This is a genomic window from Micromonospora sp. NPDC023644 (assembly GCF_040640115.1).
Lineage (GTDB): Bacteria > Actinomycetota > Actinomycetes > Mycobacteriales > Micromonosporaceae > Micromonospora.
This window is the reverse complement of sequence record NZ_JBFABA010000098.1, coordinates 1-9,910: the sequence shown is the minus strand read 5'-3', so window position 1 is coordinate 9,910 and position 9,910 is coordinate 1. Positions and strand designations below refer to the sequence as shown.

Here is a 9,910-nt window from a genome sequence, read left to right as displayed (position 1 = left end):
CCGCGCGGTCCGGCGCCGGGCCGGCCTGGCCGGGCGTCCCCGCCCGGTCCGGTGCCTGGCCGGGCGTCCCCGCCCGGTCCGGTGCCTTGCCGGGCGTCCCCGCCCGGTCCGGTGCCTGGCCGTGCGTCGTCGCCCGGTCCCGAGCCGCGGCCGCCTGGTCGTGTGCCGCCTCCGCCCGGTCGCGGGCCGCCGCGACGCGCTCCCGCGCGGCGGCCACCCGACCCTTCGCGGCGGCGGCGCGGCGCTGCCACTCGGCGTCGCCGGCCCGGTCGCGGGCGGCCTCCGCCTGCCGGTCCCGCTCGGCGGCGGCACGTTGTTCCCGGGCGGTCTCGGCGTGCCGGGCCCGCTCGTCGTCGGTGGGCAGGTCCCTGCCGAGCCGGGCCAGCAGCACCCCGGTGAGCACCCCCGCGGTGACCGCCGGGTCGGCGGCATGCGGCTGCTCCGCCTCGCCGCGCCGCGGCGGGGGCATCCGGCAGATCCGGGTCAGCAACGTGTCCAGCACCGCGGGGGGCAGGCCCGGCAGCAGGTCGCGCACCCGGCCGTCCAGCTCGCGGTGCAACCGCCCGAGGTCCTCGGCGCGCGGCGGGTGCCCGAGCAGCTCGCCGGCCAGCTCGCGCAGCAGCGGCGGGGCCACCGCCGCCAGGCCGAGGCCGACGTCGGCGTGCGCGCGGCGCAGCTCGGTGTGCAGCCGGTCGCGGTCGCCGGCACGGACCCCGCCGACGACCCGGCGCAGCAGCTCCCGGGAGTCGCCGACCTTCTCGTCGGGCTGGTCCGGCGGGCCCTCCCGGCCGCCCGTCAGCTCGGCGACCCGCACCGACCACCAGCGGCGGGGCGTCGCGTCGGCGGCCGGCTCCGGGGTCGCGGCCCCCGGGGCCGCCTCGCGCGGCGCGTCGTGCGCGGGCCGGCGCTGCTGCTCCTGCGGCCGCGGGGCCGGGGAGCCGTCGGCGGCCAGCCCGATCGCGGCGAGGTACGCCGACAGCTGCTCCTGCGCGACGCGCAGGGCGTAGCCGGCCGTCTCGGCGTGCTCGGTGGCGGCGGAGAGCTCCGGCACCCCCATCGGGTCGGCCGACTCCTGACGGACCCAGCGCAGCCGCTCGGCGGCCAGCCCGAACTTCTCCAGGGCCAGGGCCAGCTGCGCGAGCGGCAGGTCATCGGCGGCGGCGCGGACCTGCGCGCCGACGTCCTCGACGATGGACACGGCCGGGCCTCAGAGCGTCGCGACGTAGAGTTGCGCCTGCTCGACGGCGACGAGTGTCGCGGCGAGGCACTCCTCCAGCTCCTGGCTGGCCTGGGTCAGCGAGGACTGGGCCGCCTCGACCGTCTCGTGCCCGCTGCCCTCCAGCGCGCCGGCCAGGGTCTGCTGCGCCTCGGCCAGCTTCTCGCCGGCCGCCTGCACGGCGCTCTGGCCGTCGCCGATCTGTTGCAGCGCGACATCGATGGCTGCCTTGAGCTCGGCGACGCTCGCCACGGCGAAACCTCCTGGGGGCGGGGAGGCCTCCATTAGAGCCTATCCCTCACGGTGAGAGAACATCCGCCCTGTCAGTGTTCCTGCCCCGCTGACCGGTTGTCGACCGGAAGCGACGGTAGTCCGATCAGTGGGACTGCGCGGGCGGGGTCGCCCGGTCCCGCAGCCAGCGCGGTCCGTACACCTCGGCGCCCTGCGCGGTGACGCGTTCCCGCAGCTCACGGTCGGCGGTGACGACCAGCCGCCGGCGCTGCGGCGCGGCGGCGACCAGGTCGACGACGGCGTCGTCCCCGGACCCGGGGGCGGCGACCACCCGGACCCCGGCCGTGCCCGGCACGTCCCGCGCCCGGCCCTCCACCACCAGCACCACCTCGACCGGTGCCGGCAGCTCCGGGGGCAGCCCGGCGGCGGCCACCGGGGCCAGCGAGTCGCGCAGCCGGGCGGTCGCGCCCGCGCGGTCCCGCCACCAGCCGTCCGGGCGGGACCCCACCACGTTGGCGGCGTCCACGATCAGCAGCGGCGTCGTCGGGTCCATGCCGCCAGCCTGCCACCCGCGAGGCCGGGAGGTGGGGAAGGGCCGCTGGCCGGGAGCGTCGGGGCGGCGCCCTTCCTTCCGCGTGCCGCCCCCGGTGGCGGCGGCGTTTGTCGCGACGGTCGCGGGGTAGCCCCTGGCGACCGTCGCGCCCGACTGCGGAGGACAGACATGATGGGACCCGGTGACTTCGGCTCCGACCCCTGGGACGAGTTCCTGGCCCGGTACTTCGGCCGGGGCGAGGGTGGGCGCCGACCCGCGCACCGGGTCGACATCACCCGGCTGATGACCGCCGACGCCAGGGAGATGCTGGCCGACGCGGCCCGCCGGGCCGCCCAGCGGCAGAGCACCGACCTCGACACCGACCACCTGCTCTGGGCCGCGCTGCAACGCGAACCGCTGCGCGACCTCGTGCGCCGCGCCGGCGCCGACCCGGACACGCTGCTCAACGCGCTCGGCGGGCGCGGCGACGGCGCGCCCCGGGGCGAGGTGCCGCCCAACCTGTCGCTCACCCCGGCGGCCAAGCGGGCGTTGCTCGACGCCCACCAGCTGTCCCGGGCGATGGGCGCCAACTACATCGGCCCCGAGCACATCCTGATGGCGCTGCCGCTGAACCCGGAGTCCCCGGCCGGGCGGATGCTCGCCGCCGGCCGCATCCAGCCCGAGTCGTTGCAGGCGGCCAGCGCCGAGCGCGGGCCGATGACCGGGCCGAAGCCCGACCGCGGCACGCCCACCCTGGACCAGTACGGCCAGGACCTCACCGACCTGGCCCGCAACGACCAGATCGACCCGGTGGTCGGCCGGGCCGAGGAGATCGAACAGGCCGTCGAGATCCTGTCCCGGCGGACGAAGAACAACCCGGTGCTGATCGGCGAGGCCGGCGTCGGCAAGACCGCGATCGTGGAGGGCCTGGCGGAGCGGATCTGCGACGGCGACGTGCCGCAGACGCTGCTCGGCAAGCGGGTGGTGCAGCTCGACCTGGCCGGCCTGGTGGCGGGAACCCGGTACCGGGGCGACTTCGAGGAGCGACTGAAGAAGGTCATCGACGAGATCCGGGCGCACCGCGACGAGCTGATCGTCTTCCTGGACGAGATCCACACCCTGGTCGGCGCGGGCGGGGCGGGCAGCGAGGGCGGCATGGACGCCTCGAACATGCTCAAGCCGGCGCTGGCCCGGGGCGAGCTGCGGGTGATCGGCGCGACCACGCTGGACGAGTACCGCAAGAGCATCGAGAAGGACGCAGCGCTGGCCCGCCGCTTCCAGCCGGTGTTCGTGCCGGAGCCCACCGTCGACGACACCGTGGCGATCCTGCGCGGGCTGCGCGACCGCTACGAGGCCCACCACCAGGTGCGGTTCACCGACGAGGCGCTGGTCGCCGCGGCCGAGCTGTCCGACCGGTACGTCACCGACCGGTTCCTGCCGGACAAGGCGATCGACCTGATGGACCAGGCCGGCGCCCGGGTCCGGCTGCGCACCCGCACCCCCGCCTCCGACGTGCGGGAGCTGGAGACGCAGCTCGACGAGGTACGCCGGGACAAGGAGCAGGCCGTCGCCGACGAGCAGTACGAGAAGGCGTCGGCGCTGCGCGACCAGCTCGCCGAGCTGGAGGCGCAGATCCGCCGGGCCCGGGGCGACGAGGACGGCTCGTCGCAGGTGCCGGCCGTCGGGCCGCAGGAGATCGCCGAGGTGGTCTCCCGGGCCACCGGCATCCCGATCAGCCAGCTCACCGAGGAGGAACGCGACCGGCTGCTGCGCCTGGAGGGCCACCTGCACGAGAAGGTGGTCGGCCAGGAGGACGCGGTGACCGCGGTCGCCGAGGCGGTCCGCCGCTCGCGGGCCGGGCTGGCCGACCCGGACCGCCCGATGGGCAGCTTCCTCTTCCTCGGGCCGACCGGCGTCGGCAAGACCGAGCTGGCCCGCGCGCTGGCGGAGGCGCTGTTCGGCGAGGCCGACCGGATGGTCCGGGTGGACATGAGCGAGTTCCAGGAGCGGCACACGGTCAGCCGGCTCGTCGGCGCCCCGCCCGGGTACGTCGGCTACGAGGAGGCCGGTCAGCTCACCGAGGCGGTCCGCCGCCGCCCGTACGCGGTGGTGTTGCTCGACGAGATCGAGAAGGCCCACCCCGACGTGTTCAACATCCTGCTCCAGGTGCTCGACGACGGGCGGCTCACCGACAGCCAGGGCCGTACGGTCAACTTCAAGAACACCGTGCTGATCATGACGAGCAACCTGGGCTCGGAGCTGATCACCGGCGCCCAGCGCGCCGTCGGCTTCGGCACCGGCGCGGAGGGCGGCGAACAGGAGCGCGACGAGCTGCGCGAGCGGCTGATGCGCCGGCTTCAGGAGAACTTCCGGCCGGAGTTCCTCAACCGCATCGACGAGGTGATCATCTTCCGCCGGCTGGAGGCCGAGCAGCTGCGCCAGATCACCGGCCTGCTGCTGGAGGAGACCCGCCGTCGGCTGCACGCACAGGACATCCAGGTCCACTTCACCACCCCCGCCATCGACTGGATCGCCGAGCACGGCTACCAGCCGGAGTTCGGCGCCCGGCCGTTGCGCCGGGTCATCCAGCGGGAGGTGGACAACCACCTGTCCCGGATGCTGCTGGAGTCGGCGGTCTCATCCGGCCAGAAGGTCACCGTGGACGCCCGCGACGGGCGACTCGCCTTCGACGTGGCGGCCGGCGAGCGCGGCTACACCCCGGCCACGACGTCCCATCCCCGATGACCGGAGGGCGGACATGAGTGAACCCGAGGAGACCCGGGACGAGAGCGAGCGCACCGATCCGATCGTGGCCCCGCCGACCGCCAACCCCGCCCGGGTGCGGGTGCCGCCGGAGGGCGTGGACCAGCAGGGCGAGGACCCGGAGCCGGCGGAGTCCGACCGCCGCCGTCGAGAGGAGGGCTGATGGTACGCGAGCAGCGGCTCGAACCCGAGGTGGAGGTGCTCTGGGACGACTTCCACGCCCAGGTGAACGTCCCGTCGGAGCAGTTGCGGCAGTGGTTGCTCACCCGCGGCTCGGGGGAGGAGTCGTTCGGGCCGGACCCGGACCTCGACCTGCCCGGACTGGGCCGGCGGATCCTCCGGGTGCTGAGCAAACGCAAGGTCGACCTCACGCCGGAGGACATCCGGGTGATGCGGGACGCGATCGACGAGATCCAGACCCTGCTGGACGAGAAGCCGCCGCGCGGCAACGCCGACGACGAGTGGCGGCACGCCCTGCTCGACCTGGGCCACGACGTCCTGGTCGAACGCTGACCCGGCCGGGGCCGGCGGCGTCCGGGTCCTCCCGGGCGCCGCCGGCCCCGTGCTCAACCGTGGTCGCTCTCCAGGCTGCCGATCGTCAGGCCCGCGGCGTCGGCCGCCGCCTCGCGGTCGGCGCGCGCCCGCTCCTCGCGGGTCAGCAGGTTGGCGTACTCCGTGACGTCGGCCGGGTCGGGCACCTCGGGCAGGCGCCGCAGGAACGCCTCCACGTCACGGGCGGCGGCGGTGTGCGCGGCGGCCGCCTGCCGGAGGATCTCCCGGTCGTCGGCGGCGGGGTTGGGATCGGTCATGTCCGCCTGATACCCGGCGCTACGGCGTTCGCACCCCGTCGGCCCCGGCAGCCGTCAACCTCCGCCCCCCGTAGCCCGGGTTGCGCAGCAGCCAGGCCAGGTACTCCGGGTGCGCCGCCAGCGAGTCGGTGTACGCGGCCAGCGCGGTCTCCAGCACCAGTTCGGCGTCCCGGGCGGCGGGGGAGTCCGGATGCCAGCCCAGCATCAGCCGCCAGCGCAGCGGCGTCCCCGCCAGCATCCGGGTGACCAGCCCGGCGACCGGGCGGAAGGTGGCCTGGCAGAGCGCGATCGCCTCGCCCGAGTCCACCATGTCGATGCAGCAGCGCACGTCGGTCTCGTACACCTTGCGGGGGGTGAAGCCGGCGCGGGCGCAGGCGGCGGCGAAGCAGTCGCCGAAGCAGCCGTCGCCGGGCGCGGCGACCCACTGCTCACGGGACAGGTCGACCAGGTTCACCTCGGCCCGCCCGGCCAGCGGGTGCTGCTCGGGCAGCAGCACCAGCACCGGGTCGACCGCGACCTCCCGCCAGCTCAACCCGTACTCGGCCGGCGGAGCGGCGTCGCCGCACACCCCGATCAGCGCGAAGTCCAGCCGGCCGCCGGCGACCAGCTGGGCCAGCTCCTCGGCCGACCAGGTGGCGTGGGTGGTGATCTGGGCCGGTGGGGGTTCGGCGGCGAGCCGGTGCACGAGCCGGCCGAGGATGGGGCTGTTCACCCCGCCGAACCGGTACCGCCGGGGCGCGTCCCCGGCGCCGGCCAGCCGCGCCGCCTCGTCCTGCAGGCCCTTCATGGCCGGCAGCAGCACCCGGGCCCGGGCGAGCACCAGCTCGCCGAGGGCGGTGGGGCGGGCGCCGCGGCGGTCCCGCTCGAACAGGGGCCCGCCCAGGGTCCGCTCGATGCGCTGGAGCTGGGCGGTGAGTGCCGGCTGGGCCAGGCCGAGCGTCGATGCCGCCTTGGTCACGCTCCCCGTCTCCGCGATCGCGCAGACCACCCTCAGGTGTCGCAGCTCCAGATTCATACCGTGACGGTATGACCCCGTAGCGGCCGACGGAAGGCCCTGGACGGATCAACGCCTTCCGATGGGTGTCGGATCCGCCCCGACGCGTCGCGACCGGGCCCGCCGCCGCCCCGGTCAGGCGGCGGCTCGGCTGCGCCGGCTCACCCCGGCGGCGGCTCGGTCAGGTCGGCCAGGTAGGTGGGCCGGCCGGTGACGGCGTCGCGGACCTTGTCGACCACGCCCACCGCGGGCTCGACGACCCGGTTCCACGGCGGGGTCGCCGGGGTGCCCGGGTGCGGGCGCGTCGGAGCCGCCTCCTCGGCGATCTCCAGCCGGTTGCCCAGGCGGATCAGCTCCTCGGCGCTGGCCACCTCGCGCAGCGCCGCGACCAGCGCGCCCGCCTCCTCGACGTGGCGGTGAACGCGCGCGGCGACGTCGGCGAGCCCGTCGCCGGCGAGCCCCTTCAGGGCGGTCAGCAGGGCCCGGTCGTCCGCGATGGCCCGGTCGATCCGGTCCGCCGCGTCGGGCAGGGCGGCCCGGACGGCGGGCAGCAGGTACTGCTCCTCGGCGGAGAGGTGCCGCGACAGCGCCGCCGTGAGCACCTCCACGCCGCGCTCGGGGGCGGGCTCCGGGCCCGGGTCGGTGAGCCGCCGCAGCAGCTCCCGCAGCTGCCGGTGCTCGGCGTCGAGGATGTCGGCGACGCTGCGCCCGCCCGGGCGGAAGTCCTCGTCCTCTCCGGTCGGCGGCAGCGGTGGCAGGGGAACGGTCATGGTGCCCTCCTCGGGTGGCGGGCGGCGCACGTTGGTGGGGGAGCGGTCGCGAGCGGCGGTACCCGGCCGCGTCGGCGGCGAAACCGTGCCCGGTCGCCGCCCGTCCCGTCCCACCGGAGCCGACGCGGCGGGGCGGGGCGGCCGCGTCGGGCCGGTGGGCTGGTATGAAGAACCGATGACGAGCGACGCCGCCTCCGCCCGACCCGACCCCACCGACGAGGTCGTCGACCTCTGCCGCGACCTCCTGCGGATCGACACCACCAACACCGGGGACAACGACACCAGCGCCGGGGAACGCCTCGCCGCCGAGTACGTGGCGGAGAAGCTGGCCGAGGTGGGCGTCGAGTCCGTCATCCACGAGTCGGCGCCCGGCCGGGCCAACCTGCTCGCCCGCATCCCCGGCACCGACCCCGGCCGCGGGGCGCTGCTGGTGCACGGCCACCTCGACGTCGTCCCCGCCGACGCCGACGAGTGGTCGGTGCACCCGTTCTCCGGGGAGCTGCGCGACGGCTACCTGTGGGGCCGGGGCGCCATCGACATGAAGGACTTCGACGCGATGGTGCTGGCCGTGGTGCGGCACTGGCAGCGCACCGGGGTCCGCCCGCCCCGCGACATCGTCCTCGCGTACACGGCCGACGAGGAGGCGGGCAGCGACTACGGCGCGCACTTCCTGGTCGAGCGGCACCGCGACCTCCTCGACGGCTGCACCGAGGCCATCGGCGAGGTCGGCGGCTTCTCCTACTCGGTCAACGACAGTCAGCGGCTCTACCTGATCGAGACCGCCGAGAAGGGCATCGACTGGCTGCGGCTGCACGCCAAGGGCCGCCCCGGGCACGGCTCGATGGTGCACGACGACAACGCGGTCACCGCGCTCGCCGAGGCGGTGGCCCGGGTCGGCCGGCACCGCTTCCCCGTCGTGGTCACCGACACCGTACGGGCGTTCCTGGAGGAGGTCTCCGACCTGCTCGGCATCGAGCTGGACCCGGAGGACCCGGAGACCGCCATCGCGAAGCTCGGGCCGATCGCCAACATCATCGGCGCGACGATCCGCAACACCGCCAACCCCACCCGGCTCGCCGCCGGGTACAAGGACAACGTCATCCCCGGCCGGGCCACCGCCACCATCGACTGCCGCAGCCTGCCGGGGCAGTCGGAGCTGCTGGAGCGGCAGCTGCGCGAGCTGGTCGGCCCCGACATCGTCATCGAGTACCTCCAGCGCCAGCCGGCGCTGGAGACGACGTTCGACGGCGACCTGGTCGACGCGATGTCCGCCGCGCTGCGCGCGGAGGACCCGGGGGCGCGGCCCGTGCCGTACATGCTCTCCGGCGGCACCGACGCGAAGGCGTTCTCGCAGCTCGGCATCCGCTGCTTCGGCTTCGCGCCGTTGCGGCTGCCCGCCGACCTGAACTTCTCCGCGCTGTTCCACGGCATCGACGAGCGGGTTCCGGTGGACGGACTACAGTTCGGCGTGCGGGTTCTCGACCGGTTCCTCCGCACCTGCTAGCCCCCGCCAGGAACCCCGGTGTTCCGGCGGGAACCTCTGATCGTGAAGGGACTGACCCACATGACCGACCAGCACGGTGAGCTGGACGCCGCCCTCGAGCGCGTGATCGATGCGGCCCGCCACCACCTGGCCGCCGTCCGTGCCGCGCAGGGCCGCATCGACGACGACGACGTCTGGCAGGCGTACGTCGCGCTCAACAACGCGTCCTTCGCGTACGACGAGCAACTCCTGGACGCCTTCGGCGAGGTCACCCCGTGGGACGTCGAGTCGATCGACCCGGACGAGGCCGACCAGCGCTTCGGTGACGCCGAGGGCGTGGAGCCCACCGACCCGCACCCGCGGGTCATCTCGGTGCGCCAGCGGCGCGACTACCGGGTGCCGAGCGTGTCGGCGCTGATCCGGGTCGCGGAGGCCGCCCGGCGGGAGGGCACCCCGGCCGAGGACGAGCCGGAGCCCGTCGAGGGGGTCGGCGAGGCGGTGCTGGAGCTGCTCCAGAGCGGCGACGGCTCGCTCGGCGCGCTGGACGTGCCGGAGCTGGAGCCGCTCGACGGCGTGGTGATGGTCAGCGAGGTCGGCACCCCGGTCGACCTGGAGTCCTTCGACGACGACGACCCGGTGGGCCCGTTCCAGCCGGCCGCCGACGACCGGCTGGTGGGCCGGCTCGACGAGCACCCGTTCATGGAGCTCGACGAGGAGCACGACCACGCCCACTAGGCGCTGACGACCCGCCCGCGAGGCGGTGAAGGCCCGGGGCCGACCGACCGGTCGGCCCCGGGCCTCGCTCGTGCCGTGCTCAGTACGACAGTCCCGGCTGCGGCTGGTTGACCCGCCGGCGGCGCAGCACCACCTGCCGCGTGCCGTCGCGGTACAGCCGCACCCGCGCCAACTCCCATCCGGAGAACTCCGCCTGGATCGCCAACTGCGCCGCGGCGGTCAACCGGTCGACGTTCGGCGGCAGCCGCAGCGGCGCGTACTCGTAGTCCATGGCCCTATGCTGCCCAGCCCAGGGGCCGTCCGCCACCCCCTCCCCGGTGACCCGCGCCGCTGCGCCGGCCCGCGCGGCGGGCGCCCACGCGACCGGCGGCGGCGCG

At 75.5% G+C, this 9,910-nt stretch carries 12 protein-coding genes; 5 read left to right on the top strand and 7 right to left on the bottom strand.

Annotation, left to right across the window (positions count from 1 at the left end; all coding sequences use genetic code 11):
* The 3 genes from AB0G08_RS29725 to AB0G08_RS29715 form a co-directional block, all read right to left on the bottom strand.
* The coding region (locus AB0G08_RS29725; protein ID WP_358094162.1) for a hypothetical protein at positions 1 to 1,198 on the bottom strand (1,198 nt) is incomplete at its 3' end.
* 9 nt (positions 1,199 to 1,207) lie between these two features.
* Positions 1,208 to 1,468, bottom strand: a complete 261-nt coding sequence (locus AB0G08_RS29720) for a hypothetical protein (RefSeq protein WP_089000636.1) — start codon at positions 1,466 to 1,468, stop codon at positions 1,208 to 1,210.
* A 124-nt stretch (positions 1,469 to 1,592) separates the two neighbouring features.
* Positions 1,593 to 2,000 (bottom strand): hypothetical protein, encoded by a 408-nt coding sequence (locus tag AB0G08_RS29715; protein WP_357880463.1) that lies wholly within the window; start codon positions 1,998 to 2,000, stop codon positions 1,593 to 1,595.
* Between the two features lie 168 nt (positions 2,001 to 2,168).
* Between AB0G08_RS29715 and AB0G08_RS29710 the strand changes: the two genes are divergently transcribed.
* The 3 genes from AB0G08_RS29710 to AB0G08_RS29700 are packed head-to-tail and all read left to right on the top strand — an operon-like array spanning position 2,169 to position 5,255.
* Entirely contained in the window at positions 2,169 to 4,724 is a 2,556-nt protein-coding gene (locus AB0G08_RS29710; protein ID WP_358094159.1) for an ATP-dependent Clp protease ATP-binding subunit, read from the top strand.
* Positions 4,725 to 4,737: 13 nt separating this feature from the next.
* Positions 4,738 to 4,905 carry a hypothetical protein gene (locus AB0G08_RS29705; RefSeq protein WP_358094156.1) on the top strand — a complete coding sequence of 56 codons (168 nt, stop codon included), beginning with the start codon at positions 4,738 to 4,740 and terminating at the stop codon, positions 4,903 to 4,905.
* Positions 4,905 to 5,255: a DUF3140 domain-containing protein gene (locus tag AB0G08_RS29700; RefSeq protein WP_358094153.1), complete on the top strand. Its 351-nt coding sequence runs from the start codon at positions 4,905 to 4,907 to the stop codon at positions 5,253 to 5,255. Before AB0G08_RS29705 ends, AB0G08_RS29700 begins: the two co-directional genes overlap by 1 nt.
* Positions 5,256 to 5,308: 53 nt before the next feature.
* On the opposite strand, the gene AB0G08_RS29695 is transcribed toward AB0G08_RS29700, so the two are convergent.
* The 3 genes from AB0G08_RS29695 to AB0G08_RS29685 form a co-directional block, all read right to left on the bottom strand.
* Positions 5,309 to 5,551 carry a hypothetical protein gene (locus tag AB0G08_RS29695; protein WP_358094150.1) on the bottom strand — a complete coding sequence of 81 codons (243 nt, stop codon included), beginning with the start codon at positions 5,549 to 5,551 and terminating at the stop codon, positions 5,309 to 5,311.
* Between the two features lie 19 nt (positions 5,552 to 5,570).
* Complete coding sequence (locus AB0G08_RS29690; protein WP_357880475.1) at positions 5,571 to 6,566, bottom strand: LysR family transcriptional regulator; 996 nt, start codon at positions 6,564 to 6,566, stop codon at positions 5,571 to 5,573.
* A 140-nt stretch (positions 6,567 to 6,706) separates the two neighbouring features.
* Positions 6,707 to 7,315: a hemerythrin domain-containing protein gene (locus tag AB0G08_RS29685; protein WP_358094147.1), complete on the bottom strand. Its 609-nt coding sequence runs from the start codon at positions 7,313 to 7,315 to the stop codon at positions 6,707 to 6,709.
* Between the two features lie 175 nt (positions 7,316 to 7,490).
* On the opposite strand from AB0G08_RS29685, the gene AB0G08_RS29680 reads away from it, so the two are divergent.
* Together AB0G08_RS29680 and AB0G08_RS29675 are read left to right on the top strand one after the other, a co-directional pair.
* Entirely contained in the window at positions 7,491 to 8,819 is a 1,329-nt protein-coding gene (locus AB0G08_RS29680; protein WP_358094144.1) for a M20/M25/M40 family metallo-hydrolase, read from the top strand.
* Between the two features lie 60 nt (positions 8,820 to 8,879).
* The gene (locus tag AB0G08_RS29675; RefSeq protein WP_358094165.1) at positions 8,880 to 9,533 is read left to right on the top strand and encodes a hypothetical protein; all 654 of its coding nucleotides are present in this window, start codon (positions 8,880 to 8,882) and stop codon (positions 9,531 to 9,533) included.
* A gap of 79 nt (positions 9,534 to 9,612) precedes the next feature.
* Here the strand turns inward: AB0G08_RS29675 and AB0G08_RS29670 are convergent, their stop codons facing one another.
* On the bottom strand, positions 9,613 to 9,804 hold the full coding sequence (locus AB0G08_RS29670; protein ID WP_013734349.1) for a DUF5703 family protein: 192 nt from the start codon (positions 9,802 to 9,804) through the stop codon (positions 9,613 to 9,615).
* Between the last annotated feature and the right edge of the window lie 106 nt (positions 9,805 to 9,910).

Excerpts from the sequence above, each read along its gene's own strand:
- AB0G08_RS29715 (WP_357880463.1), bottom strand. The coding sequence starts at position 2,000 with ATGGACCCGACGACGCCGCTGCTGATCGTGGACGCCGCCAACGTGGTG.
- AB0G08_RS29710 (WP_358094159.1), top strand. The coding sequence starts at position 2,169 with ATGATGGGACCCGGTGACTTCGGCTCCGACCCCTGGGACGAGTTCCTG.
- AB0G08_RS29705 (WP_358094156.1), top strand. The coding sequence starts at position 4,738 with ATGAGTGAACCCGAGGAGACCCGGGACGAGAGCGAGCGCACCGATCCG.
- AB0G08_RS29700 (WP_358094153.1), top strand. The coding sequence starts at position 4,905 with ATGGTACGCGAGCAGCGGCTCGAACCCGAGGTGGAGGTGCTCTGGGAC.
- AB0G08_RS29695 (WP_358094150.1), bottom strand. The coding sequence starts at position 5,551 with ATGACCGATCCCAACCCCGCCGCCGACGACCGGGAGATCCTCCGGCAG.
- AB0G08_RS29690 (WP_357880475.1), bottom strand. The coding sequence starts at position 6,566 with ATGAATCTGGAGCTGCGACACCTGAGGGTGGTCTGCGCGATCGCGGAG.
- AB0G08_RS29685 (WP_358094147.1), bottom strand. The coding sequence starts at position 7,315 with ATGACCGTTCCCCTGCCACCGCTGCCGCCGACCGGAGAGGACGAGGAC.
- AB0G08_RS29680 (WP_358094144.1), top strand. The coding sequence starts at position 7,491 with ATGACGAGCGACGCCGCCTCCGCCCGACCCGACCCCACCGACGAGGTC.
- AB0G08_RS29675 (WP_358094165.1), top strand. The coding sequence starts at position 8,880 with ATGACCGACCAGCACGGTGAGCTGGACGCCGCCCTCGAGCGCGTGATC.
- AB0G08_RS29670 (WP_013734349.1), bottom strand. The coding sequence starts at position 9,804 with ATGGACTACGAGTACGCGCCGCTGCGGCTGCCGCCGAACGTCGACCGG.